Raw genomic sequence first — 25182 nt, 5'->3', positions numbered from 1 at the left:
TTAAAATGTTCGTTCGTAAGTGGGGGTGTACAACGGGTATCGGATAATCGCTGATAATGGAAATCACGATAAATCATTACAGCTAAAGGAATAAAAAGTAGGGGTAAATGTAATTTGAAAATCAAATCAATACTAAGTGAGCTGCTAATTCTATTTCTCTTGTATTTCCAAAGACGAAACAAATTTATTAAAAAGGAGATTTTTATGAGTACACAAATTCAGGTTAAGAGTCCTAAAACAATGGCATTTATCTTAATGTTAGGAGCGTTTCTTGGACTCTTCGGGGAAACAGCATTAAATATGGCATTATCAAACATTATGGAACAATTTTCAGTTACAGCTGCGACTGCGCAGTGGCTGACAACGGGATATTTATTAGTATTAGCGATTTTAGTGCCAGTCTCGGCATTATTAATGAAATGGTTTACGACAAGACAATTAGTGATTGGGGGACTGATTATATCGCTATTTGGAGCAATATTAGCAGCGTTAAATTTCAATTTTACTATTTTAATGCTTGGGCGTGTTGTTCAAGCGATTGGAACAGGTCTTTTATTACCGGTCATGTTAAGTGTAATGCTTCTTATTTTCCCTATTCAGAAACGTGGAGTGGTAATGGGACTTATGGGTCTTGTTATTACTTTAGCTCCAGCCTTAGGACCAACACTTTCAGGGGTCATTATTAGTACCTTAAGCTGGCCTTACATTTTCTGGTTCAGCGCCATCGCCTATGTGTTATTGATTCTGGTTGCTGTGGCTAAAATTGCCAATGTTTCGGAAATTTCGAAACCTAAAATTGATCTTTCTTCCATTCTATTATCAACCATCGGTTTTGGAGGATTAATTTTTGCATTAAGTACGATGGCTGAAGTAGCTATTACATCGCCAAAAGTGTGGGCACCATTACTTGTGGGGATTATTGCACTTATTTTATTTGGTATTCGTCAAAATAATATGGCTCAACCTATGGTTAATTTACGTGTCTTTAAATATCCAATGTTCACATTAGGAACATTAACGATGTTTCTTGGTATATTAATCATTTTATCAACAGGTATTTTATTACCAATGTATTTAAAAGGCGCTTTATTACTTAGTGCTGCAATGGCTGGTTTAATATTACTTCCTGGTAATGCCGTCAATTTTGTTCTGTCACCGATTGTAGGAGCGCTTTTTGATAAAGTCGGAGCACGTCGTTTCACCATTGTTGGCTTTATCCTTGTATTGATTGGAAATATCGTTTTTGTAGCCACAATTTCAAGCGAAACACCTGCATGGCAAGTCGTTGTAGCGTTTATGATTTTATTCTTTGGATTAACGTTGGTAATGATGCCAGCCCAAACAAATGCAATGAATCAATTACCACGCGAGTTATATGCCGATGGTTCAGCAGCTATGAATACATTGAATCAAGTAGCAGGGGCAGCTGGTACAGCGATCGCGATTACGGTATTTACAAGTGGCCAAAGCAGTTATGTCACGGATTTTCCAAATGCCTCCCAGCCTGAAATATTAGCTGCTGGAATTAAATATGCATTTTACTTTACTACAGGGATATCAGTAGTAGGTTTAATAGGTTCTTTCTTTGTGAAAAAACCAAGCGAAGTAACGGAAAAAACTCCAGCTGTAGTCAAATCAACAGAACCTGTACGCCAATAATTCTACAGGTAGATATCTATTAAATATAAATAGAGAAACCATTCGTAAAAGTTTTACGAATGGTTTTTTTATGAGGAAATAATTTTTTTTGAAATATTATTGATAATATCTCCTCTGCTAAGAACACCTATGACACGACCAGCTCTATTCACAACAGGAAGTTTTTTTAAATGATGTCTGGATAGTAAACTGATTGTCTTATCAAACTCTTCATCAGGTGAAACGTAGAGAATATTCCTTTTAGTCATAATATCTTTAACGGGTGTATCTAATTTTAAATGAATGATTTCCTCGAGTTCTTCATCCTCTATTATGTATACTAGACCAGCAATGCCAAGCGGTTTTGGAGCAAGGTAGCGTAATACGTCGCCATCGGATACCATACCTACCAAATGATTTTTATCATCAACAACGGGTACACCGCCAATTCGATTTGAATTGAGAATATGCAACAATTCCTTGACAGTATTTGAAGGTTTTACAGTAAAAACTTTTGTAATCATGCAATCTCTTACCTGCATTATAGGTCCCTCTTTTCATGTTGCAATCGTATACATTCTTTTGTTACTACTATCTTAGCACAAATAAATAGATATCCTTAAATAAAAAATTGTGTCAATTTGGCGTATAAGGCTAATAATCTTTAATCAGCTAAAGCAGAATAGTTACTTCGAGAGAATGATATAAAGTGTACAATTGTCAAGTATTACTATTTTTCTTTTTGAACAGTATAATCAGGGATGGGAGTTGAGAATATGAATGCAAAAGATATCGCAAATATCCGAAAGCAATTTAAGTTAAACAACAATCTCATGCAAATTCGAGAGATTTTAAATGTGTATGTTCAGAAAGAATCAGGTGAAATCTATCATTCCGTCATTTCACCCTTCGAAATGTTAGACCAAGAGTCACAAGAATTATTTTTAATGAATTTCAAAAAGGTTTTAACGGGACAACTCGATGCAAAACTATTTGAATTGAAATTTAAACGGGATGTGGAAGACAGCACCCAAATCATCCTCTTCGACGGATTACAGGCAGCAACCACCGATGATTGGATTGACAGCATGCACCAAATCGTCGGTAAGATGTTCGCTCATACGGTGTATGAATTTGATACAGTGGTGACGTTCATACGCGGTGAGTATAGAAAAGCAACAAAGAAACGAGATCAAGAATCTGAAGAAGGCGGGGATGATGAAGTTTATTCAAATGAATTTATCCTCTGCAGCCTTAATAAAACGGATCAGCCGAAAAGAGCCTTAGTGTTCGATTATGTGGAAAGAGAATTTAGATCTAATAATGCCTTTGATCCAATCATTAATTTAGCTTCTCCGATGTCAGGATTTTTGTTTCCTGCTTTCAATGACAATGCTGCCGATGTGAACCATATTCTTTATTGTGCAGGTAAAGCGAATCAACCAGATGAGACTTTTATGGAAGAAGTACTTAATTGCGAGGAAATTATTACTGCATTAGAAGAAAAGGACAGCTTTGAAATCATCCTCAATAAAGTAATCGGTGACAAAGTAGAGTCGCAGATCATATCGAATGTTTATGAGGAAATTGACAGGGTGGTCCAGGAGAGCAAAGAAAATGAAGAAAGTGAAGCTCCGATGTTGGATTCTCGGGATATCGAACGCATATTAACGGTCAGCGGGGTTGAAAATGTAAATACTGCTAAAGTGGAACATGCTTTCAAAGCTATCTTGGATGATGAAAAACATGAACTTAAAGCGAGCAGTTTACTTCCTAAAACTATAAAAATTGAAACAAAGGTTGCAAATTTATCACTTAGCCCAAAAGACCTGAAACATGTAAAATATATTATGTTTCAAGGAAAACGTTGTTTAATGTTGGAAATTGATGATGATGTAGTGGTGGAAGGATTCACATTAGAATCTGAAATAGTCTAAGGAGTATTGCACGGGATACTTGAAGTTGGTTTTCTACTAGTGGTAGGAACCAACTTTTTTTGTTTAATAAGGTTCCACTTGTTAGCTGAGTTGCTGATTTGATATCATTTGTTTAGGTGATTAAGATGGAAGAGCTGATAAGCAAATGTTGGCAAATTACTAAAGCGTTTGATATAGGTGTACAAGCAGTAGATGATGAATTGAAGACCATCATACATATTGCCGATGATAATGAACCCTTGATGGTAATTGAAGCCCGCAAGAAAATGTTAGTAGACATGCAAAAAGAACTAAGACACGCAAATAAAGATAGTTTTTGTTATCAAACCGATCCTTTTCAACTTTCTTATTTGGCAGTACCTATACACAAGGATGAACGCTATAACGGAATGGTGGTTGTTGGACCATTCCTGAATGAACGGGTCACTGACCAGATGATTTGGAACGTTATAATGGACAACAATCTTGAGAATAATTGGGTGAGGCCTTTAGAAACCTATTATAAATCATTACCATTATTAGCAAAATCCTTTTTAGCTATCGGCGATTTGGTAGTAAATATCGTTATTCATCCACTTGTTAAAGCTCAAATCATTGCCTCTTATAACAGTGGTGAGCAATATCGTCTTGATGTCGAGCCTGAGGACTATGATCAAAGTGGAATTGTAATAAAACAAAGGTATGAGGCAGAAGAGAAATTATTGCACTACATTGAAATCGGTGATAAAGAAAATGCAATGAAAGCCATGCTTGATCATCATACTGGTGATTTTTTATATCGAGTGCCTGGGAATCCGTTACGGGCGAGAAAAAATATTACTTTTTCAGGTAATACTATGTATAGAATCGCGGCTGGAAGAGGCGGGGTTGAACCACAATATTTACATGCCATTTCGGAAAAATTTGCACTTATGATTGAAGCAGCGGTGACAATGTCTGAATTAAATACGATTGACGTTAGTATGATAGATGAATATTGTGAAGGTGTAAAAAATTTCGCTATCAAAGGGTATAGTCCGGTTGTAAAGAAAGCGTTAATGTTTATAAACCTGCATTTTAATGAATCAATTAATTTGCAATCCGTTGCAGATGAAATAGGATTTAATCGTACATATCTCGCGAAAAAATTTAAAACAGAAATGAATCTTTCGGTGATTGATTATATACAAAGAAAGCGTATTGATGAAGCAAAGTTTCTAATTAATCTTGGTCGGTTATCGATAACAGAAATTGGTTTAGAGGTGGGTTTTACCAGTTATAATTATTTTTGTAAAGTATTTAAAGAAATAACAGGAATGACAGCTACGGAGTATAAACGCAGCAAACAAGTGGAAAAAGAGGCACATGCATAATAAGGCATTGCCTCTTTTCATTTTTTTAGAAATAAGATCATTGACTTTTTATATGAAAAAATTTTTTCAACCATTGTTGCAATTTTGTATAAAAGACAACAATATTGGGTGTGAAAGCCTCATCAAATTGCTAATATTAACAGTAGGGGATTTACACATGTTTTTAGGAGGCAATAAATTGGAAAGTAATCATAAACAACCGAAATTAGAAGTCAGAGTTAAAAACATTATTGAGGTCGATGGGTTAAAATTTAAAGATTTAAATAATAGCGGGAAACTAGAACCTTACAAAGATTGGCGTTTAAGTCCTAAAGAACGTGCAGAGAATCTAGTTTCATTGATGAATATCGATGAAAAGGTCGGCATGATGCTGATTAATACACGTAAGATGGGTTTATCCCAAGAAGATAAGAGTAAGACAAGTCATGATGGAGTACTTGATGAAGCAATCGTTGAAAAAGGTGAAAACATTTTTGCGGTTTCCAAAATATATGGAACTACGCATACGATTGAAAATATGCATTTACGTCACTTCATACATAGAGACAACCACAGTCCTGCTGAAATGGCAGAGTGGATCAATAAGATGAATGAAGTAGCTGAGGGAACTCGTCTTGGCATTCCTTGTTTAATCACATCCAATTCACGAAATGAAAATGGTGAATCTATCTTTGGTATGAACGATGCAGTTGGGATTTTTTCAACCTGGCCAGGGACTTTAGGGCTTGCTGCTGCAGCGAAAGGTGATATCAAAAATGGCGGTGACGCGTCACTTATCAGCGAATTTGCTAAAATTGCACACGATGAGTGGGAAGCTACCGGAATCAGAAAAGGTTATATGTATATGGCTGATACCGCTACAGATCCTAGATGGCAGCGTACCTATGGTACATTTGGGGAAGATCCGGAATTTATTTCAGACGCAATTGGCCGTATCATAGACGGATTCCAAGGAAAAGAGTTAGGGAAAGACAGTATTGCTATGACAACAAAGCATTTCCCAGGCGGTGGTGCAAGGGAAAATGGATTTGATCCTCATTATGCAGAAGGAAAATGGAATCTTTATCCAACCCCAGGAAGTTTAGAAAAATATCACTTACCGCCATTTAGAGCAGCGGTTGAACACGGAACTTCCTCGATTATGCCATATTATTCTATACCAAGTATAAGTAAGAGTGTCGTACAAGAATTCGAGGGTGAAGACATTCCATTCGAAGAGGTCGGCTTTACGTTTAATCATTATTTCTTACAACGTATCCTTCGAGAAGGATTAGGGTTTAAAGGTTATATCAATAGTGATAGCGGCATCACAAATAAAATGAGCTGGGGCGTTGAAGATAAGAGTGAAGCAGAACGTTTTGCTAAAGCAATCAATGCCGGGACTGATCTTGTTGCTGATACCAATGATATTGAAAACCTGAAAATGGCAATCGAAAAAGGTTGGATTAGTGAAAAACGTATTAATGAAGCAAATGTACGACTTCTTACTGAAATGTTTACATTAGGAATATTTGATGATCGTACGTATGTTTCACCTGAAAATGCGACTAAGGTTGTTAGTACCCCATCACACTGGGAAGCGGCGTATGAAGCACACAAGAAATCGGTAACCGTTCTTAAAAATTCAAATGCGACATTACCATTAAGTGCTGAAAAGCTTGCAAATAAGAAAGTTTATGTTGAAGTTTTCCATAAGGATGAAAAACTTGCAACTACTTATACCGAACAAGCTAGAAAAGAATGTAAAGAACTTGGAACCTTCACTTTAACAGAGAACCATGAGGAAGCAGATGTAGCTATTTTGTTCTTGCAGCCAAAATCCGGATCCTATTTCAATGCGACACCTGGACTTTTAGAACTTGAATTATGCGAGAATAAAACGATAAAAGCTTTAGATGGTAGTGAGTACCAAGAAACCACTTTAAGTAAAATTGAACACCTAAAAGAAGTGAGTAATACCATCCGTAATCGTGGTGGGAAAGTTGTTGTTAGTGTGAATGTCACATTGCCATGGATTCTTGGAAATGTTGAACCTTTAGCAGATGCATTGGTTGCTGGTTACGATACCTTCTTTAAACCACAATTTGAAGTGATTGCTGGTCAGTTCCAAACAGTTGGTGTATTACCAATTACATTGCCAGCGAGTGAAGAGGTAATTGCTGTCGATGAAAATGGTGATTGTGTATCACCAAATGATGTACCAGGTTATGACAAGGACAAATATATGCCTGAAGGACTTTCTTATGCTTATAAAGATAGTGATGGAAATGTCTATAAACTTGGTCATGGACTAACATATTAATAAAATGATTTATTACAGCTAAGGTGAATTGCCTTAGCTTTTTTTATTACCTTAATGATGTTAAATCCTTTATTAATCTTACTTAAGGAGAACTAGGTAATAGGGACTGACATTCATATCATATACATGGGAAGGAGTGGATATGAAAGGAGGGACAACATGGCAACGAATCAGATTGTTGCTAGATCATTGGACGAAATTAAATTTTGGTCTAGGATTATGAAGGAACATGCCTTATTTTTAAGTCTTGGCTTCACTTATGAGCAAAAACAGCTTATTGATGAAGCAAATGGTTTCATTTCTTTATTTGAGAGAATTGAGGAAAAGTTATCAAGATTTACGGTAAATTCGGATTTACGTCAGGTTCAAGCTTTTAATACCGAGGTATATCAAGCAGCAGCAGCTATTTATGGGTATAAAAGGAAGATATTAGATTTAACACTTCGGTGTCAAATTAGGCATAACAATTTCCCTTTATTAATTGACCATGTTAGCAGAGAAGCGGCCTATTTTGCCAATCGGTTAAAAGAACTAAATGAAGGAAAATTAGCCCCAACACCAGATGCAGTAATAGAAGAAAATGTTTTTTTTCTAAAAATTATGGCTGACCATGCTAAGTTCATCGGGCATCTATTAGACCCTTCGGAAAGAAAATTAGTGGACCAGGCGAGAGAGTTTAGTCATGATTTTGACCAATTATTGTTTCAGGCAGTTGACTTAGACTATATGCGACCACAATCCGAAACCAAACCATTACTCGGCCAGTTTTTAAACCAAAATAAAGTATCCGTTGCTTCATTGAGGGATTTTAAGAAAACGGCAAGAGACTTAATAGAAGAATGTCGGATTAAGAGCATTATTCATCCTCTCTTAGCCGACCATACATTTAGGGAAGCTTCAAGATTCATCGAAATCATAGAAATGTTTGAGGCTAGTCTCAGTAGAACTTAAATAAACTAAAACCTTCCACTAGTTTGGTGGAAGGTTTGTTCTCATTTCTTAAGCCTCTTTTGTCTTGATCTCATCATTTAAAAGTTGGCCGACAAATGAAATTTCTTTAATCGTTACCAAAAGTTCTCCGGTTGGAATTTTTATGGATACCTTATCACCAAGACTTTTAAAAAGAAGCTGCCTGCCTACGGGAGATAAAAAGGAGATATAGCCCAAATCCGGATCTGATTGTTCTGGGTAACAAATAACATAATCCTCTGTTTCATCTTCCTCATCGTATAATACGGTAACCTTTGTACCGATATACACTTTTGGGAAAAATGAAATCATGTCATGTTTTTTATTTCTTTTTAATAAGTCCTCAACTTCTAATACATATAGATTAAAAAAGTGTTTTAATCGTTCTTGTACAGGGGTGGAAGAAAAATAGAGATTGGTTAATTCCTTAATGTTTTCGTCAATATAATTTAACTGTTGAACGTAGTAATCCTTAGTGAGGTGTAGACTATGGTTCATAGTAGATAACCCCCAAACTTGGATTGAACTGTTTGCAAAACTTCATTGAATGTTTCATTTATAACTCCTCCTAAATATAAAAAATAAACCTTCCTTACAGAAAATAAGATAACTCACATTAAAAAGTGGCGTTATCCGTATTCCTGTACAATAAAGAGGACGAAACCTCTTTACCTGTTGGAAGATATTAGTTCTATTCTACCATATATCCACAGAAATGGCATGAATAGCTATTATTGTTGCAAAGTGTTAAGGAAGGTGTAAAACAAAAAACAGCCCCTTTAAAGAGACTGTTTGAAGAACAAAGTTTGGTTTATTAAAAGTGGTGCGTACTTCACTTTTTAAAGTACCAGCGCCATACTTTTTTGAAAATGAGTAAACCAAAAATTATAACAACTAGGAAGCCGATTAATCCAATTAGGATGTTTAAAATAGGGGCAAGGGTGCCTAAAGTCAGGAGCGCAAGCAAATCAGTAATAATATTTAAAGTAACAAGCAGCAACCAAAAAACACCTGTTAAAAATCCAAGGAAAAGTCCCAAAATCCCACAGGAAGAATGACCATTACTCATGTAATTCACCCCCTCACTATGGAAGTTCAATATTATTATATGCAGAAGGTAAAGAGCATGTTTTACAAAAACAGTAAAAGGGGCGGAAAATAGGAAGGCTCGGTGACAGGCACCGCTCGTGGACACTGTCCGCCTCAGGCGGACAGTATGTCTTTTTTTGGAATTATGAAATTGAACATTAAATATCTAACTCTAATTGGGAAATCTAGAGTTATGGAGGGATATTTAATGACGAATAAAGCAGAGATTGTTAAATTAACAAGTGCTGAGATATCAGCATTATGGGCAGCAAATATAAATATTAGTGTAGTAATCTGCATGATGACTCACTTTATAGAAACCTGCGCGGATCCTGAGATTCTAACGCTATTAGAAGAAACGAAGCATTTAGCTGAAAAGCATAAGAGTCAGATTGAACAGTTATTTATAAAGGAGAAAATCGTTGTACCTGAAGGTTTCAAAACGGAGAAACATGTGATCCCTAAAGCAACTAAACTTTTTTCTGATCTCTATTACATACAGTGTGTCATTCAAATGAGTAAATTTGGAGTTGCTTCGCATACTACGGGTTTAACCGTGTCCTCAAGGGAAGACGTGCGAAAGTTATTTAATACCCTTATGGATGATGTGGCTCAGTTATACCATCATGTAGTAAGCAAAATGCAGGAAAAAGGGATATATGTTAGATTGCCTTACATGAATTATCCATCGGAAGTTGATTTTGTTAACAAAGAAAATTTTCTGACAGGTTGGTTAGGACGTAGACGTTCGTTGTTAGGTATCGAGGTCACACATTTATTAATTAATGCCATGCAAAATGAAATGGGGATGCAAATATGCACCGCTTTTTCACAAGTTACACAGGATCGTGAACTTCGTGAATATTTCCTTCGGGGAAAGAACTTGTGTAAACATATCGTCAGCTCCATTCATGATGTATTGCAAGAAAGTGAAGTCCCCGCGGCCAATTCATGGGATCACGGTGTGACGAATTCAACGGTTGCTCCGTTCTCGCAACAGTAAATGCTATATGTCATTGGAATGCTTTCAAATCTAGGAATGGCAGCATATGGTGCTGGTTTAGGAACTACCATGCGCAGAGATATCAGCGCCATGTACGCAAATTTTTTAACCAAAACGGGTACTTTCGGGGAAGACGGAATGAATTTGATGATTGAAAGAAAATGGATGGAGCAGCCTCCCCAATTTGAAGCTGGAAAATGAGAAACATTTCTGAGAAAAGAGCAGTTGGCTACTGCTCTTTTCTTGTATGTTTTGAGAACGGGCTGTAAAATTACTATCAATCACATAGATTGAGGTATGGTTATGAAAAGGTATAGATTAATAAAAGATTACAGAGATATATATAATAAGGGAACCATTTTCTTTCTAATATCCGAATCTGAGTTTATTGGTGTAAAAGAGTATGTTTTACAAACCAAGAATTTAGACGGCAAAATCATTCTATCTGAAAAAGAACTAAAAGGTTTCTTTAGGCAAATATTCTAATATTTTTTTTGAAACTTTATGATGGGAATTCCGTATTTCGTATCTATCTCATCTAGAACCAAATAATAATAAATTTATTGGTATAAAATACTATCTAAATCATTTTAAATTTAACTGATTTCATTATCAAAACGGGAAAAGTCACAGATTTATTTATTAATATATACCTATTGAATTTCGACTCTCTATGCAATAATAATTGAGGAGTTGGATTAAGATGTGGTCTTTCTTTCGTAATAAGAAGAGTAAAGACGAGTTAGATAGTACAAAAATGTTGTCCCTTCAAAAATACTCCAAAGAATCAGAAATTGAAAAAATATCAAATAAACTTAAGGAAGTTCTTAGTCAAACGCCTAAGGAAATAATCTTTTTGTGCGTTGGATCAGACAGGTCTACAGGTGATTCACTCGGGCCGTTAGTTGGGACCATGATAAAGGGAAAGAATATTCCATTTCCAGTCTATGGAACATTGGAGGAGCCTGTTCATGCATTAAATATAAAGAATGTGTTGAAAGAAATCCATAAAAAATATGGGGAAGCATTCATTTTTGGAATCGATGCCTCCTTGGGGGATGAAGGTCAAATAGGGTATATTTTTATAAGAGAGGGGCCATTTATTCCAGGAAATGCTGTTAACAAGGTTTTGCCAAGTGTGGGTAATTACCATATGAAGGCAATCGTAAATTATCTTGATCCATTCTCACCGGTACAGTCGTTAAATAGCACTCGTTTGTATACAGTTACAATTCTTGCAGAAATAATAACCGAAATTATCACTAGGGTTGCATTTGATGTTAGAGAACCCATAAAATGACCGATGAGCATAATGATTCTTAAAGTAAGAAGAGTTATCTGAAATTTCCCTGCTGGTGAAATATACCTAAAAAATTGATGTTATGAAAAAGGATACGTTATAATTGGTATATAGTATACCGTTTACGTGTAGGAAGAGGGAGAAAAAATAATGAGTAACTGGACTGAGGATAATCTTATCTCGTTAAGAGAAAGGGTTTATATCCACATTAAAGATCTAATATTAGAAGGGGAATTCAAAGCAGGCGATCGATTATTGGAAAGGGAACTGGCAGAAAGGTTAAACATAAGTCGAACACCTATTCGTGAAGCATTATTTCGCTTAGAATCACAAGGGTTTGTTAAAACCGTGCCTAGAAAAGGTGTTATTGTTGCAGACATCTCTGAGAAAGAAATCATTGAGGTATTTACGATTCTTTCATCCCTTGAGGTATTGGCAGCAAAATTAGCTGTTCAAAAGTTAGACGATGAAACAAAAAGTAAATTTATTTCTTGTATTAAAAAAGTGGAAGCTTGCTTGAAAGATAAAAGGGAATCTGATTACTCAGATTTACACTTCGAGATGAATTATTTACTATACAGTTCTGCAAAAAATTCTAAGCTTTTTGAAATACTTAGTGGTTTATCAGATTATATAAAAGCCTTTGCAAAGCTAGGATATAAACAAACGGGAAGAGCAGAACAGTCTATGGAAGAGCATATAAAAATTATGGAAGCCATAGTGAATCAAGAAACAGAGATGGCAGAATTTCTAACAAAAATTCATATAGAAAATTCTAGAAAAGCCTACATTGAATCTGTTAAAAAGGGAGAAAAAGAATGATTATACTAAGGAGAAAGAGCTGACTCCAACTCTTTCTCCTTATCATTTAAACTCCGATTACGATGGAAGATGTTAAGTTTTTTAATACTTTTGCGACGCTCATCGCAACAATTGGACTGGATTTAGGATTTTGTTTGTATGGTTCATTTTGAACAGATATCTCGATTTCTCCAAAATAGCCTTTAGCCTTAATAGTATGAATATTACGCTTAATGGTAGGATCTACGTAAACTTGAACCGTGGTTTTTTCGAATCCGATTCCGGCAAGACTTAATGTGGCTGAAACGTTTACATTTTCAGGGAATAATTTGGCTGCATTTCGAGCATTCCCTTCAAAAATACAATAGGGCTCAGTAATCGTTTCAAGATTAACTTTATCTTCCGCAATGGTTCCGTACCAACTTTTAACAGGCTTCCTCGTAATAAGGGTAATCCCTTCAATTTCACCTAAAGCCCCAGCAGCAATTCGATCTAAACCACCAATAGCAGCAGAAGGAATCAAAATTTGTTTATTATTTTCCAGAGCTGCTTTTTGTAAGGTATCCAGAAACTCATTGTCGGATAACGCTCCTACTGAGATAATCATCAAATGACTACCTCTTGCCAAGGCCTTTTTCCCGTATAATTGTAAGGCATGATGACCAGCTGCTTCGATAACAATGTCTAAATCTTGATGAAAAAAAACCTCTTCATCGTTAGTGATAGAAAAACTGTTCTTCGTCAGCTCCTCAGTTCGATCTAGGTTCCTGACCAGAACGCTTTTAAGTTCAATGTTTCCAGCTTGTTGTGATTGTATTAACTCCGCAATACTCTTTCCAATTGTTCCATAACCAATAATTCCAGCTTTAAGCATACTTAAAACCACCTCAGATTTATTTGTTTTTTTAAGCAAAAGTTGCTAATTCATAGTTGATTCAAAGTCGAGCAGCACTACATAAGAATCTTCAATTTTACTCTCTTTTGTTTAGAATGAGGCAATTAATAACCAACATAGTAAAAACTTTGACAGACTTCCTCACAACTTTCTAGTACGAACCATTAATACATGATATTGTAAACATAATATAAAGGTAGATAGAGAGTAAAACTACAAAATGGAAGGGAGTGATGAAACAAATTGATTTTCTTGGTATACGATATACAATTTTTACTCTATTTTACCGAAGTCTATCATGATTAGCAAGGTAGTATTTTTAAAATACAAAAATATCAAAATATTTAAAATTATTTGCATGTTTAATGTGATAATGGTAATATGGTTTATAAGGTGTGTGTAATGCAAATGAGGAGGTGGGATAGCTTCTAAATAAAGTATGAAAGCGTTATCTTAGAGTATTTTGGGGATCTTTCGTTAGAAATCAGCAGTTTTAAGTAGGGACTCATATTCTTTATAAAAGAAGAAAAAATTTTAATTTACTTTGGTATACAATCTACAATACACAATATACAAAACTTGTAAATGCCAATAGTTCAATGAATCTATTGTAAATGAGGAAATACATAAATTTGTTAGCCCACTTACTAAATACCTCATCTACAAGTCTTTTTGAAAAAATCATATTTCTTGATGTTTATAAAAGGATCCTAGATCTTAAAAATGCGGAGAGTCGGAGGGGAATATATGGAATTAACATTAGCTCATTGGGTGTATGCACTTGTCACTGTTTCTGTAATTGCTACGATGCTGTTTAGAAAAGGTGTAGTATTACCTGTCATTATAGGTACATTTTTAGTAGCGGTAGTATATAAAGGGAACTTGATTTCAGGATTCCAGGCTGTATTTAATGCAAACCTTGTTGCTGCTAAGGAGCTATTCAGCATTTTCTTAATTATTTCCCTTATGATTGCACTACTTAATTCTTTAAGAGATTTAGGAGCAGATAAAAAGCTAATAATTCCAATTCAAAAAATAATGGTAAACGGGCATGTCTCTTATTTTGTATTAATGCTCGTGACATATGTGATTTCGTTATTTTTCTGGCCAACACCAGCTGTTCCTCTTATTTGTGCTTTGTTAGTACCTGCTGCAGTCCGTGCAGGTTTACCGGTCATGACAGCGGCTATGGTAGTTGTTATTGCTGGTCAAGGGATGGCACTCTCATCCGACTATATTATGCAAGTTGCACCTATGCTAAGTGCAAAAGCAGCAGGAATAGATAAAGGATTCGTTACCGATAAAGGATTAATTCTTTCATTGATAACAGGGATCAGTGCATTAGGAATGGTCTATATTGCACATCGTAAATCGATCGTGAAAAGTACCGATTTAGACTCTAATATGAATTTTTCAACCGATAATGGGTTTTTTAATGTAGCGGATGAACTTGCTGCTACTGCTGAAGAAAGTGTTGAGATGGTAAATAGAAAAAATAAATGGAGTAAGAGATTTGCAGTTTTAGTACCATTATCCATGTTGGCTGTAATGATTTATATGTTCCAATCCAAATTTTCAGGTGGCGCTGGATTTGAGGGAACAGATGGTGCAGCTTTTGTTGGTGGAGTGGCTGCCGTTCTATTAATTTTAGCAACGATTGCATTTAACCGCATCCATGCTTTAGATAAGATTAGTGATCATATTACTGAAGGGTTTGTATTCGCATTCAGAGCGATGGCCCCAGTTATCCCAATTGCAGGTTTCTTCTTCATGGGTAGTGGAGATTTCACACCAAGCATTCTTTCACTGGACGCAAACGCTGCTAAACCGGCATTTCTATTTGATATGATTCAGGCAGGACAGTCTTTCATACCTCAAAACTCTTTTATTGCTGGATTTGGAATTTTAATCGTTGGATTAATAACTGGCTTAGACGGTTCAGGGTTTTCAGGGCTTCCTTTGACGGGCGCTTTGTCTGGAGCTTTAGCTAACGGAAGTAGTATTGATCCATCGACTATGGCTGCAATAGGTCAAATGGGCGCAGTTTGGGGTGGAGGAACGATTGTTGCTTGGTCTTCTCTTGTTGCGGTGGCTGGGTTCTTGCAATTATCACCAATCGAGCTCGCCAGAAAGAACTTTATCCCGGTTATGACTGGTCTTTTCATTGCAACATTAATAGCTCTATTAATTTGGTAATAAATAGCCTCAACTACAGATCCAGAAAGTTTTGATTGTTAAAAATGGGGGGGCTATCAGCGAAGTCAAAACAGACATGCTGATGGACCTTATTTTTTATGAGCGTGAAAACTATGTGTTTTGTAGTAAGCGCTTTTTTTGTATGTATAATAAAGAGAGGTGAATTTAGTGAAGCAAGCGAAAGTGTGTTTAGTGGGTATTGGTAAATTGGGTAAAGCATTGATGGAACACTGGAACAAAACGAACATTCCAATAGGAGTTTATCATCCTACATTAGCGAAAGCGGAACAATTCGTTTTGCACTATCAAAATAGTCATATCGTGCCCCAAAAAGGATTCAAAGAAATAAATGTATTCATTTTAGCCCTTCCGGCAAAAGAAATCATCCCATTTATTTCAAATGAAATAGTAAAAACGCATTCTTTATCTTCTATATATATGATTAATATGGCAACAGCTTTAAATACACAAGAGATAAAAAATAATTTTCCATCCTTAAATGTAGTAGGTGTCAAATATATGGGGCATTCGACCGATTTACTGGAGAATGGCAATGGCCTATTTATTACAGAAGCTTCTTTGCCAAACCATATAGAGGAATTATTTCTACCTTTAGGAAAAGTAATAATAGATCATGAGGATCATTTGATAAAAGTAAATAGATTGGCAACCTATTACGCATTGAAAACAGCTATGGGAATTGAGAAGGAATTTGCTAAAAAACAATTTTCAGATGAATATGTTGAAAGGGCATTAACATCACTTGCGCCTGAAGTCATCCGTTCCTATAGTAATGGGACCCTTGGACACTTTGCAAAGGAAATCATAAAAGAAATAGAGGCAGAGACGGGAAAAAAGTCAACGGAGTAAAAGTATAGTAAAAAACCAGGAGATGAAAAAACAACTCCTGGTTTTTATATATTCTATATCCTCATTAACCTGTAAATACTTGCAAAAGAAACAAGTAACCCATAACGATGCTGATATAGAATGCCGTAAATGTAATATTCCAATTTGATACTTTATAAGAAGTGTTTTTTACTAGGTTTGCCATGAGACCGAGTGTCGCATTATAAGGACCTACTAGGAAGGCAGAGACTGCTCCAGCTAACATGGCCACTGTCAGAATGTGAGGATTAATTCCAATTGCCGATAAATCTAATCCTTCTGTCATCAATGCCAGGGTAACGGCAGGATGAAGACCTAAAAACGCAAAAGCTAAAGGAACCAAGGGAAGTAGAATCAAAAAGGTTTCCACGCCTGCCACTCCAATAAACTTCATAATCCAATCATACAATAGTTGATTTGTGTTGGAGATATTGATTGTAGAAATAAAAAAACCTGCTGATAGATAAATGAAAAATTGATCTTTCATACTCACTGAGAACATTTGAAAATGCTTCAGTAATTGACTGCCAAATTCCCCTCCTTTTTTTAGGAAGAGGGACCAAGCAAATGCAAATGGAATGACAATTAATGAAACGAGTATTAAAAAGGAATAATGAAACAGGGACTCAGCAATGGAAATGGCCACGATAAAAATAATGATTGCCAAGAAAATTTGTATTACTCTGCCAGGAGAATTTAGTTGTCCTGCTTCAATCGTTGCTGCTGTTTCATGAACAGATACGTTTTGAACGGGATCGAGCATTTTTTTAGATTTGTGTGCTCCTAATAACCAATCCATCCCCAAGCCCAAGAAGCTTAGTGGTACAACATAGGGTATAATGGATACCCAGCTTACGTCGGTTACAGAAATAACAATCCCGACTATAGGGGTAACAGGAGCCCACAGTAATGGCATTGCAAAACCTCTGGAAATGGCTCTACTCATGAATCGTTCTTTATTCCCGACTGAAAACATGTTCAAAGCTGGACGAATGGAATAATACGCCATTGGCAAAGTTGCAAGATTCATAAAAATACTAAAGAAATAGGAAATACCTGAAGTTATCATATATAACTGACCAGAATTTTTTATCTTTTTTTGAATAATAGATTGAATGCCCCCACCTATACCCGCCTATTTTAATGGGAATACCTAATATGGGAACTAAAGTAAACAAAGTAATCAAGTCCAGCATGGGACCAAAAGATAATATGTAATGGTGCCAATGTGATCCACTTTTCCAAAGCAGCACTACACCAAGGAGCAGAAAAGCGCTACCCAGTAGTTGAACAGAGTGTTTAGCAAGAAAAAATGTAGATAATACAATAATAAAACATAGAATCGATAGCAGGACGCTAAAGTCTTGTTGAGGTAGTAAGGTAGATAGTAAATACATAAAAATAACCAATAAAAATAAGAATCTCAACATAGCAACACCCTGCTTTTATAGAATTTGTTCAGCTTACTAATCATTTAATCGATACTATTTCGGTATACCAAATCTAAGTTTCCATGTGATTTGTTCATCATTTATACATATTATACACTATTTTTTTGGTATTTGGTATACAATGTTGTTGTGATTTTTTCAATACCGTAATAGAATAAGAGTAAGCAATACAAAAATAGGAGGTAATGGGGATGTTTAAATTTCTATTTGGCTCAAAGAAAGCTATGGAAAAAGCTGAAAAGAAGTTAGCGCGGCTTAGAAAAACATTAAATTTTTAACTTTCCCATATGAATAAAAATAACCGTCACTCCATAGTGGCGGTTTTTGACGTATTGAAAAATACTCAAAATAAAAAACCGGAGGTGAGATGGGTGTGCTCCGGTTTTTACATGATCAATATATGATATTCATCTAGCTTATAAAACTACTTCTGCTGTTTTTACCAGCTTCGAGTGAATCGAATCTTCACTATTCCCTGAGGCTTTTACAATTTCATTTAATTCTTCTCGTGCAGCTTCTATCGTTTCAAATCTTTCGAAAAACTTCACAGCAATGTGGTTCACATATTCTTTTCCTTCATATTCTTCGAATAATTGAATCTTAATAGTTTCATCGATAACTTTTGCAATGGTGTATTTGGCCTTTAATTTTTCAAAGAAATAAAAGTCATAGGTTTCAACTATCTGTAACCCTTCGTTTTCAAGGATGGTTTGAAAAGTATCTTTATTCGTTAATACAATATAGTTCCCCATTTGCGACACTCCCTCTAATTATTCTTTTCTTCTTGATATAAAATAGTTTCGTAGGAAAAAATGGTTCGAATGATCACCTCTCAACTTGATATATTGTATACAAAATATCTTATGAGTAGTTTATCTCAAGTTGTCAAATTGTTCAATGGTATATTCTAATTTTTTGAAAAATTATAAAAACTTCTTTTCTTCTCACCTAAAAAGGTTGTATAATTCAGAAAAGTATCAAAATGTTGCACATACTGAAAGGGGTAATGTTATGCCGAAAGTAATTCTTCATGTCGATGGGACTGTTGTCGAACAGCAAGTAAAGGATAATGCGAATCTAGTAGTTTTAGCGGGTATACGTCAATTTCCTCAATTAAAGTATGGTTGTGGAATGGGTCGATGTACGAAGTGCACGTGCCGAGTGATCCGCGGTGGAGAATCCATCGCACCTCCAAATTGGAAAGAAATTAAAATGTTAGGTGACAAGGTAGAGGAAGGATATCGCTTAACCTGCCAATTAACCATTGCACAGGATATTGAAATTTCTCAAGAAAATATTTCGATTCAGCCGCCAAAGAAGCAATCTGCTACACAAGTATAGCAGATCATTTTTATACAATTATTTGGTATACAAAAAACCTAGTGGAATAAAGTGATTGTGAGGGGATTTTATTGGATTGTTATCATCTAACAAAAATGACGTGGCAGGAAGTAGAAGAATCATTAAAGACTGTTAAGTTTGCGATTATTCCCATTGGAGCCCATGAGCAGCATGGTCCTCATATGGCAGAAAGCTGTGATGCAGTACTAGCTGAAAAGATGGCCGAAAAGCTTGGTCAAAAAATGTTTCCGCATGCATGGGTTGCTCCTACCATTAATATGGGAGTTTCGCCGCATCATTTAAACTTTCCAGGGACCATTTCGCTCCAGCCCAATACATTGATTGCAATACTAAGGGATATAATCTCGTCCCTAAGTCATCATGGAATAAAAAATTTTTTATTGCTAAATTCCCATGGTGGAAACCAAACTACCTTAAATGTTGCATCTATGACCCTGACAAAAGAGTTGAATGTAGACATTTACTACGCTAAAACCACAGCGTCAGCTAAAGAAACAATCGGAAATTTCATCACTTCACCTTTGTTTGGGCACAGTTGTGAAAGAGAAGTTTCAGAAGCCTTGTATTTAGCTCCAGAAATTGTAAGGCTAGATCAACTTGAGAAAGGTGATATTCAAGAAACTGGAAGGTGGAAGCAGCTTAGACCTGGAAAGGCAATTCAAGGCTTTTATTTTTATGAAGAAATGACCAAAAATGGTTGTATTGGAGATGCTACAAAGGCAAGTTGGGAATTGGGTCGGCAGATCGTTGAGGAAGCATTGGAGAATCTCTCTAAGGAACTAAACAGTATATTAAATCTAAATATGGATGTTTATATATAAAACCTTATTTTAATGTTTAGTTGATTGATATTTTAAAAAATTCTAAAAATTGTATTTACAATTAAAAAATAATAGGTTAATATTTTTATTAAGGTATACCAAATACAAAAAAATAAATTTTATAGCGTGTAAATGATTACATCTATATTTTTTTATTCTTGATTTGGTATACAAAATATCAAATACAAAAAAAGGCAAAGAATGCCCAAGAAACAGGAGGAGTAAAAATGACAGAATTATTATCAAAAGATGAATTTCGTAAAGAACTAGAAGAAGCAATTAAAGGAAACCATAGCCAGAAGGCTCCATTTACAGTCGCTTGGGCTGAAGGAAAACTTGAAAGAAAACACTTTGCAAGATGGGCAGAAAATCATTACCACTATGTAGGACCTTTCGCAGATTACCTTGCGTATATCTATCACAATACTCCAAGCGATCCAAAATTTGCAGCTGCAAAAGACTTCACTTTACAAAACATGTATGAAGAAGAGATTGCAGCAGATCGTCATACAGATTTATTGATTCGTTTTGCGGAAGCATGTGGCACCACTGCAGAACGAGTCATTAACCCAGATAATATGGCACCAACCACATTAGGTCTTCAAAGCTGGTGCTTCGCAGTAGCGGCACGTGAACACTTCGTTGTTGCCACAGCTGCACTAGTAGTAGGTTTAGAATCTCAAGTACCTGATATCTATAGAAAGCAAACACCAGCATTACGTGCACAATACGGATTTACAGATGAAGAAATTGAATTCTTCGACTTACACATTGTATCAGATGAAATTCATGGTGAACGTGGTTATAAGATTGTTCTTGACCACGCTGATACTCCAGAATTACAACAACGCTGTCTTGAAATTGTTAGAGTGGGTGCTAAAATGCGCCGTATGTACATGGATGGTTTATGGAGAGAGTATCTTGAGCAGGACTTAGGGTCTTTAGTTCAAACCAACTAAAATACTTAGTTTCATACAAATAGATGGGATTCCTTAGGGATAACACTCCTTTGATAGAATCAATCTTTCCAGGCCGTCATATTAATCTTGTAAAATCGAGGTTCTAAATGACGGCCATTTTCTATTAAAAAAGAAAAAGGTGATCGTTTGTTAACAACAAAAGTGAAAACGTTCAATAACTATATTAATGGTGAATGGCAGGAATCAGTAAGCAAAAAACAGTTCTTAAGTGTGAATCCTGCAAATACAGAAGATATTGTTGGCGCATTCCAAGCTTCCAATGAACAAGATGTCCGTGCAGCCATAGAAACAGCCCAAGATGCTTTTCCAAATTGGGCAAAGACATCTCCATCAAAACGTGCAGCGATCTTAAATAAAGCAGCAAGCATATTGGAGCAGAATGCTGATCAATACGCAGAAGAGTTGACAAGGGAAGAAGGAAAGCATGTTACGGATGCTAAGAATGAAGTGATAAGGTCTGCACAAACTCTTCGATTTTATGCCGTAGAAGGTCAGACGATTACTGGAGAAACTTATCCGAATGATGATCCAGATATGAAAGTTTCGTCGGAAAGAGAACCACTTGGGGTTATTAGTGTCATTACGCCATGGAATTTTCCGCTTTCCATTCCTGCAAGAAAGATTGCACCTGCATTAATCACGGGTAACACGGTGGTTTTTAAACCTTCATCCGATACCCCATTAATCGCTTTACGTCTTGTTGAAGCATTACAACAGGCAGGTATACCTAAAGGTGTTATAAATTTTGTGACAGGAAAAGCTTCAGAGATTGGAGATCTTTTGGTTACCCATCCTGACATAAAGGCTATTACCTTTACTGGTTCGACTGCGGCGGGGGAAGATATCCATAAAAAATCCTCTTTTACCACTCGAACACAAATGGAGCTAGGTGGAAAAAATCCTTTAATCGTCATGGATGATGCAGATACTGAACTAGCCGCTACATTAACGATTAACGGTGGTTTCTCCTTAACGGGGCAGGCGTGTACGGGAACAAGCAGAGTAATCGTTTTGAAAAATGTAAGAGAGCAATTTGTGGAAAAATTAATTGAAAAAACGAGTGCGTTGAAAATAGGAAATGGCTTTGAGGAGGGTGTGAAAATCGGACCTCTGGCAAATGAAAAGCAATTGAAAAATGTCCTGAAGTACATTGAATATGGGAAAGAAGATGGAGCATCATTGGTTTATGGCGGAGAACAACTTACAGAAGGCAAATTTCAACAGGGTTATTATGTTCAGCCAGCTATCTTTACCAATGTAAAACCTGATCATCGAATTGCAAAAGAAGAGATTTTCGGTCCTGTAGTGGCGGTCATTGAAGTAGATACATATGAAGAGGCCATTCAGGTTGCAAATGACGTTGAGTATGGTTTATCAGCAGCGATTGTTACAGATAGTCTGAAGATTGCTAATAAATTTACAAAAGATATTCAAGCCGGAACCGTAAAGGTCAATCGAACCACCACCGGGAATTTAATGAATGCACCATTTGGCGGGCTAAAAAAATCAAGTACATCCACATTCCGTGAATCCGGACGGGTTGGTTTGGAATTTTTCACTCAATTAAAGACCGTGTATATCGGATATTAAAATAGAAAGTTTGAGGAGAATAAATAAATGAAGACCATATTAAAATTAGAACTAGAAGAAGCAAAATTAATGATTGAAGCAGCAAAGAAAAAATCTCAAGACATCAATGTACTTGAAACCATCGCGATCGTGGATGACGGAGGGAATTTAATCGCCCTTGAAAGAATGAATGGAGCAAGAATTACCGGTCCTGAAATTGCGATTGCTAAAGCTTACACTGCCTCTGGTCATAAACGTTCTACTCATTTATTTAATAAAGAGCCAAATGGTCCTGCATTGCCTGGAAACGAAGCATTTGGTATTCAACAGATGCTTCCTGGAAAATTTGCCATTTTTGTGGGAGGATTCCCCATTGTTGTGAATGGTGAAGTTGTAGGAGGCGTTGGCGTAAGCGGGGGGAATGGAGAGCAGGATATAGCCGTTGGAACAGCAGCGCTTGAAGCATTACAAAAGCATGTAGAAAGTGAAGGCCTTTCCGTTTTAACACAAGCCGATATTAAAATTTAAGAAAATAGGGACCTCATATAGTGTAAGACTAGGAACTATATGGGGTCCTTATTAAGCTTAACACTTCAAAGGCTAGCAACAAAGGAAGGATGGGGAATCAATTGAATAAATATTTGGAATTAGCCATTGGATTTGCGCGCACAGGAGTTACAGGTTATGGTGGAGGACCTTCTACCATCCCGTTAATTGAATTCGAGGCTGTGAAAAAATATAAATGGATGTCAGAAGAAGAGTTTGGTGAGGTTTTAGCACTAGCAAATACGCTCCCAGGTCCGATTGCGACAAAAATGGCTGCCTATATCGGTTATAAAGTGAAAGGTAACATTGGTGCTGTGGTAGCAATTCTAACCCACGTTCTTCCATCCGTCATTGCCATGCTTGGTTTGCTAGGAGTTCTTTATTCCTTTAGTCATTCGCCTATTGTAGGTGGTATGGTTCAAGGGGTTACACCTGTTATAGGGTTTATGCTAGCGGAAATGGCGTATCGTTTTTTCCAAAATGGCAAAAAAGGTTTGGGTTTGTCGAAGATGATTTTGTTCTCTGCCATTTCTTTTATCCTTATTCAATTGGTTGGACTTCACCCAGGAATCCTAATCGCCACTTTTTTAATTTCTGCTTTTTTTATTGCTAGCCGAAAAGAAAAGGCTGCAAACACTACTCCAAAAGATGTGGTTGAACTAAAGGAGAAAAGCTCATGATTTATTTAGAAATATTTTGGTCGTTTTTTATTGCTAATCTGTTGGGGTACGGAGGCGGGCCGGCTACTATCCCATTAATACAAATCGAAGTAGTAAACGAAAGAGACTGGATGACTCTATCAGAGTTCGGCGACCTGTTAGCAATCGCCAATGCTTTACCAGGACCAATTGCAACGAAGATGGCAGGCTTTATCGGGTATGAAATAGGTGGTGTTGTAGGCTCGATAGTTGCACTTGCCGCTACGATTCTTCCATCGGCTATCGCAGTTATTTTGTTGTTTAAGTTTGTAAATTTATTCAAGGATTCACCAAAAGTTAAACTAATGACAAAGTCTGTTCAGCCAATCATCGCGATCTTACTTGCTGTGATGGCGTACCAATTCTTTTTAACAGCCTTTGAAAATAGCGGAATATTTCACCTTGTACTTTTAACGTTACTCAGCTTTTTCACCTTAAGCAAATTGAAAATCCATCCATCTCTTGTGATTATTGGTGCACTACTTTATGGCGGTATCTTTTTATCTTAATCTAGGAATTCATGCAATAATTCTATAAATAAATTAAATTAAATTAGCAGGTGGTATAGATGGAAGTCAAATGGGAGGAAAATAATCTTTTATCGATTAGAGAACATGCCTATTTATACTTAAAAAAGATGATCCTTGAAGGTGAATTTAAAGCTGGCGACCGTCTAATTGAAAGAGAACTTGCTGGTAAATTGAAAATAAGCCGTACCCCGATACGGGAGGCCTTGTTCCGGTTAGAATCACAAGGGTTTGTGAAAACAGTACCGAGGAAGGGGGTCGTACTCTCTGATATATCGGTAAATGAGGTCATTGAGGTGTTTACAATTCTTGCTTCGTTAGAGGTTCTTGCAGTAAAATTAGCATCCCAAAGAATGGATCAGAAAACTAAGGATGAATTAGATCAAAAAATAAAAGAACTGATAGAAATTGAAGAGAATGAAGAAGAAAATTTTAATTTTGAACATATTAAAATGAATCATTTAATAAACAAAGCATCGAAGAGTCCTAAATTACTAGAGATACTTTCAGGTTTAATCGACTATATCCATATGGCAGCGAATATGGGCTATGAGACACCAGGAAGAAGGAAAGTATCTTTAAGGGAACATATAGATATTATGAAGGCGTTACGTAATCAAGAAACGGAATTGGCAGAATACTTGATGAGGATTCATATTGAAAACTCTAAAAAGGCATATATCACGTATATGGATAGTATCCAACAGAAACTTCTAAGAAATAAAAGTTAAGGCAGGCGGCTAAATTTTTATGCAGCCTGTTTTATTTTTAGCATTTTTAATAGGATCATAAAAAATACAAAACAAATATTTAGAATATTTTAAATTTACACATTGTCTGAAAATTAAATTTATGGTA

General features: G+C 36.1%; 24 protein-coding genes and 1 pseudogene. 19 read left to right on the top strand and 6 right to left on the bottom strand.

Going from position 1 to position 25182, the window contains the following annotated elements:
• Window positions 1–204: 204 nt before the first annotated feature.
• Entirely contained in the window at window positions 205–1659 is a 1455-nt protein-coding gene (locus tag QFZ28_RS17340; RefSeq protein ID WP_307195799.1) for a DHA2 family efflux MFS transporter permease subunit, read from the top strand.
• A 68-nt stretch (window positions 1660–1727) separates the two neighbouring features.
• Here QFZ28_RS17340 and QFZ28_RS17335 read toward each other — a convergent pair whose 3' ends face one another.
• Window positions 1728–2180 carry a CBS domain-containing protein gene (locus QFZ28_RS17335; RefSeq protein WP_307195798.1) on the bottom strand — a complete coding sequence of 151 codons (453 nt, stop codon included), beginning with the start codon at window positions 2178–2180 and terminating at the stop codon, window positions 1728–1730.
• A gap of 234 nt (window positions 2181–2414) precedes the next feature.
• Between QFZ28_RS17335 and QFZ28_RS17330 the strand changes: the two genes are divergently transcribed.
• From QFZ28_RS17330 to QFZ28_RS17315, 4 genes are all read left to right on the top strand, one after another.
• Entirely contained in the window at window positions 2415–3575 is a 1161-nt protein-coding gene (locus tag QFZ28_RS17330; RefSeq protein ID WP_307195797.1) for a DUF4317 domain-containing protein, read from the top strand.
• 125 nt (window positions 3576–3700) lie between these two features.
• Window positions 3701–4927, top strand: coding sequence for a helix-turn-helix domain-containing protein (locus tag QFZ28_RS17325; RefSeq protein WP_307195796.1), 1227 nt, complete (start codon window positions 3701–3703; stop codon window positions 4925–4927).
• A gap of 178 nt (window positions 4928–5105) precedes the next feature.
• Window positions 5106–7229: a glycoside hydrolase family 3 protein gene (locus QFZ28_RS17320; RefSeq protein ID WP_307195795.1), complete on the top strand. Its 2124-nt coding sequence runs from the start codon at window positions 5106–5108 to the stop codon at window positions 7227–7229.
• 159 nt (window positions 7230–7388) lie between these two features.
• Window positions 7389–8180, top strand: coding sequence for a DUF2935 domain-containing protein (locus QFZ28_RS17315; protein WP_307195794.1), 792 nt, complete (start codon window positions 7389–7391; stop codon window positions 8178–8180).
• Window positions 8181–8228: 48 nt separating this feature from the next.
• On the opposite strand, the gene QFZ28_RS17310 is transcribed toward QFZ28_RS17315, so the two are convergent.
• Together QFZ28_RS17310 and QFZ28_RS17305 are read right to left on the bottom strand one after the other, a co-directional pair.
• Window positions 8229–8696 carry a GreA/GreB family elongation factor gene (locus QFZ28_RS17310; RefSeq protein ID WP_307195793.1) on the bottom strand — a complete coding sequence of 156 codons (468 nt, stop codon included), beginning with the start codon at window positions 8694–8696 and terminating at the stop codon, window positions 8229–8231.
• Between the two features lie 334 nt (window positions 8697–9030).
• Window positions 9031–9267, bottom strand: a complete 237-nt coding sequence (locus tag QFZ28_RS17305) for an ABC transporter (protein ID WP_307195792.1) — start codon at window positions 9265–9267, stop codon at window positions 9031–9033.
• Between the two features lie 147 nt (window positions 9268–9414).
• Here QFZ28_RS17305 and QFZ28_RS17300 point away from each other — a divergent pair.
• From QFZ28_RS17300 to QFZ28_RS17285, 4 genes and pseudogenes are all read left to right on the top strand, one after another.
• A pseudogene (locus QFZ28_RS17300) lies at window positions 9415–10491 on the top strand (DUF3231 family protein).
• 102 nt (window positions 10492–10593) lie between these two features.
• Window positions 10594–10776 carry a hypothetical protein gene (locus QFZ28_RS17295; protein WP_307195791.1) on the top strand — a complete coding sequence of 61 codons (183 nt, stop codon included), beginning with the start codon at window positions 10594–10596 and terminating at the stop codon, window positions 10774–10776.
• A gap of 271 nt (window positions 10777–11047) precedes the next feature.
• Window positions 11048–11590, top strand: coding sequence for a spore protease YyaC (gene yyaC, locus QFZ28_RS17290; RefSeq protein ID WP_307197053.1), 543 nt, complete (start codon window positions 11048–11050; stop codon window positions 11588–11590).
• A 150-nt stretch (window positions 11591–11740) separates the two neighbouring features.
• Window positions 11741–12412: a GntR family transcriptional regulator gene (locus QFZ28_RS17285; protein ID WP_307195790.1), complete on the top strand. Its 672-nt coding sequence runs from the start codon at window positions 11741–11743 to the stop codon at window positions 12410–12412.
• 46 nt (window positions 12413–12458) lie between these two features.
• On the opposite strand, the gene QFZ28_RS17280 is transcribed toward QFZ28_RS17285, so the two are convergent.
• The gene (locus QFZ28_RS17280; RefSeq protein WP_307195789.1) at window positions 12459–13265 is read right to left on the bottom strand and encodes an aspartate dehydrogenase; all 807 of its coding nucleotides are present in this window, start codon (window positions 13263–13265) and stop codon (window positions 12459–12461) included.
• A 768-nt stretch (window positions 13266–14033) separates the two neighbouring features.
• Here QFZ28_RS17280 and QFZ28_RS17275 point away from each other — a divergent pair.
• Together QFZ28_RS17275 and QFZ28_RS17270 are read left to right on the top strand one after the other, a co-directional pair.
• A complete protein-coding gene (locus tag QFZ28_RS17275; protein WP_307195788.1) occupies window positions 14034–15482 on the top strand; it encodes a hypothetical protein in 1449 nt (482 codons plus the stop codon).
• A gap of 168 nt (window positions 15483–15650) precedes the next feature.
• Window positions 15651–16352, top strand: coding sequence for an NAD(P)-binding domain-containing protein (locus tag QFZ28_RS17270; RefSeq protein WP_307195787.1), 702 nt, complete (start codon window positions 15651–15653; stop codon window positions 16350–16352).
• A gap of 64 nt (window positions 16353–16416) precedes the next feature.
• Here the strand turns inward: QFZ28_RS17270 and QFZ28_RS17265 are convergent, their stop codons facing one another.
• Both QFZ28_RS17265 and QFZ28_RS17260 read right to left on the bottom strand, forming a co-directional pair.
• Entirely contained in the window at window positions 16417–17400 is a 984-nt protein-coding gene (locus QFZ28_RS17265; RefSeq protein ID WP_307195786.1) for a hypothetical protein, read from the bottom strand.
• A gap of 837 nt (window positions 17401–18237) precedes the next feature.
• Window positions 18238–18573, bottom strand: a complete 336-nt coding sequence (locus tag QFZ28_RS17260) for a hypothetical protein (protein WP_307195785.1) — start codon at window positions 18571–18573, stop codon at window positions 18238–18240.
• Between the two features lie 259 nt (window positions 18574–18832).
• Here QFZ28_RS17260 and QFZ28_RS17255 point away from each other — a divergent pair, with 259 nt between their 5' ends.
• The 8 genes from QFZ28_RS17255 to QFZ28_RS17220 all read left to right on the top strand — a co-directional run bounded on the left by QFZ28_RS17255 (window position 18833) and on the right by QFZ28_RS17220 (window position 25055).
• Window positions 18833–19162, top strand: coding sequence for a 2Fe-2S iron-sulfur cluster-binding protein (locus tag QFZ28_RS17255; protein ID WP_307195784.1), 330 nt, complete (start codon window positions 18833–18835; stop codon window positions 19160–19162).
• Window positions 19163–19257: 95 nt separating this feature from the next.
• Entirely contained in the window at window positions 19258–20004 is a 747-nt protein-coding gene (locus QFZ28_RS17250) for a creatininase family protein (RefSeq protein WP_307195783.1), read from the top strand.
• Window positions 20005–20231: 227 nt separating this feature from the next.
• Entirely contained in the window at window positions 20232–20963 is a 732-nt protein-coding gene (locus QFZ28_RS17245) for a TenA family transcriptional regulator (protein WP_221827065.1), read from the top strand.
• 147 nt (window positions 20964–21110) lie between these two features.
• Window positions 21111–22574 (top strand): aldehyde dehydrogenase family protein, encoded by a 1464-nt coding sequence (locus tag QFZ28_RS17240; protein WP_307195782.1) that lies wholly within the window; start codon window positions 21111–21113, stop codon window positions 22572–22574.
• A 27-nt stretch (window positions 22575–22601) separates the two neighbouring features.
• Window positions 22602–23081: a GlcG/HbpS family heme-binding protein gene (locus tag QFZ28_RS17235; protein ID WP_307195781.1), complete on the top strand. Its 480-nt coding sequence runs from the start codon at window positions 22602–22604 to the stop codon at window positions 23079–23081.
• 101 nt (window positions 23082–23182) lie between these two features.
• Complete coding sequence (locus tag QFZ28_RS17230; RefSeq protein WP_307195780.1) at window positions 23183–23779, top strand: chromate transporter; 597 nt, start codon at window positions 23183–23185, stop codon at window positions 23777–23779.
• Window positions 23776–24306: a chromate transporter gene (locus QFZ28_RS17225; RefSeq protein ID WP_307195779.1), complete on the top strand. Its 531-nt coding sequence runs from the start codon at window positions 23776–23778 to the stop codon at window positions 24304–24306. Before QFZ28_RS17230 ends, QFZ28_RS17225 begins: the two co-directional genes overlap by 4 nt.
• A 59-nt stretch (window positions 24307–24365) precedes the next feature.
• Window positions 24366–25055, top strand: coding sequence for a GntR family transcriptional regulator (locus QFZ28_RS17220; RefSeq protein WP_307195778.1), 690 nt, complete (start codon window positions 24366–24368; stop codon window positions 25053–25055).
• The last annotated feature ends 127 nt before the right edge of the window (window positions 25056–25182 follow it).

Origin of the sequence: Neobacillus niacini (assembly GCF_030817695.1) — a bacterium.
Classification (GTDB): Bacteria; Bacillota; Bacilli; order Bacillales; family Cytobacillaceae; genus Neobacillus; species Neobacillus niacini_F.
The sequence above is the reverse complement of the archived record's forward strand: the minus strand, read 5'-3'. Positions and strand labels throughout refer to the sequence as shown.

What these genes read in the sequence shown, in the direction of transcription:
- QFZ28_RS17220 (WP_307195778.1), top strand. Translation starts at nt 24,366, where the DNA reads ATGGAAGTCAAATGGGAGGAAAATAATCTTTTATCGATTAGAGAACAT.
- QFZ28_RS17310 (WP_307195793.1), bottom strand. Translation starts at nt 8,696, where the DNA reads ATGAACCATAGTCTACACCTCACTAAGGATTACTACGTTCAACAGTTA.
- QFZ28_RS17255 (WP_307195784.1), top strand. Translation starts at nt 18,833, where the DNA reads ATGCCGAAAGTAATTCTTCATGTCGATGGGACTGTTGTCGAACAGCAA.
- QFZ28_RS17225 (WP_307195779.1), top strand. Translation starts at nt 23,776, where the DNA reads ATGATTTATTTAGAAATATTTTGGTCGTTTTTTATTGCTAATCTGTTG.
- QFZ28_RS17280 (WP_307195789.1), bottom strand. Translation starts at nt 13,265, where the DNA reads ATGCTTAAAGCTGGAATTATTGGTTATGGAACAATTGGAAAGAGTATT.
- QFZ28_RS17295 (WP_307195791.1), top strand. Translation starts at nt 10,594, where the DNA reads ATGAAAAGGTATAGATTAATAAAAGATTACAGAGATATATATAATAAG.
- QFZ28_RS17265 (WP_307195786.1), bottom strand. Translation starts at nt 17,400, where the DNA reads ATGAATCTTGCAACTTTGCCAATGGCGTATTATTCCATTCGTCCAGCT.
- QFZ28_RS17260 (WP_307195785.1), bottom strand. Translation starts at nt 18,573, where the DNA reads ATGGGGAACTATATTGTATTAACGAATAAAGATACTTTTCAAACCATC.
- QFZ28_RS17330 (WP_307195797.1), top strand. Translation starts at nt 2,415, where the DNA reads ATGAATGCAAAAGATATCGCAAATATCCGAAAGCAATTTAAGTTAAAC.
- QFZ28_RS17335 (WP_307195798.1), bottom strand. Translation starts at nt 2,180, where the DNA reads ATGCAGGTAAGAGATTGCATGATTACAAAAGTTTTTACTGTAAAACCT.
- QFZ28_RS17250 (WP_307195783.1), top strand. Translation starts at nt 19,258, where the DNA reads ATGACGTGGCAGGAAGTAGAAGAATCATTAAAGACTGTTAAGTTTGCG.
- QFZ28_RS17235 (WP_307195781.1), top strand. Translation starts at nt 22,602, where the DNA reads ATGAAGACCATATTAAAATTAGAACTAGAAGAAGCAAAATTAATGATT.
- QFZ28_RS17315 (WP_307195794.1), top strand. Translation starts at nt 7,389, where the DNA reads ATGGCAACGAATCAGATTGTTGCTAGATCATTGGACGAAATTAAATTT.
- QFZ28_RS17340 (WP_307195799.1), top strand. Translation starts at nt 205, where the DNA reads ATGAGTACACAAATTCAGGTTAAGAGTCCTAAAACAATGGCATTTATC.
- QFZ28_RS17305 (WP_307195792.1), bottom strand. Translation starts at nt 9,267, where the DNA reads ATGAGTAATGGTCATTCTTCCTGTGGGATTTTGGGACTTTTCCTTGGA.
- QFZ28_RS17285 (WP_307195790.1), top strand. Translation starts at nt 11,741, where the DNA reads ATGAGTAACTGGACTGAGGATAATCTTATCTCGTTAAGAGAAAGGGTT.
- QFZ28_RS17245 (WP_221827065.1), top strand. Translation starts at nt 20,232, where the DNA reads ATGACAGAATTATTATCAAAAGATGAATTTCGTAAAGAACTAGAAGAA.
- QFZ28_RS17325 (WP_307195796.1), top strand. Translation starts at nt 3,701, where the DNA reads ATGGAAGAGCTGATAAGCAAATGTTGGCAAATTACTAAAGCGTTTGAT.
- yyaC (WP_307197053.1), top strand. Translation starts at nt 11,048, where the DNA reads ATGTTGTCCCTTCAAAAATACTCCAAAGAATCAGAAATTGAAAAAATA.
- QFZ28_RS17275 (WP_307195788.1), top strand. Translation starts at nt 14,034, where the DNA reads ATGGAATTAACATTAGCTCATTGGGTGTATGCACTTGTCACTGTTTCT.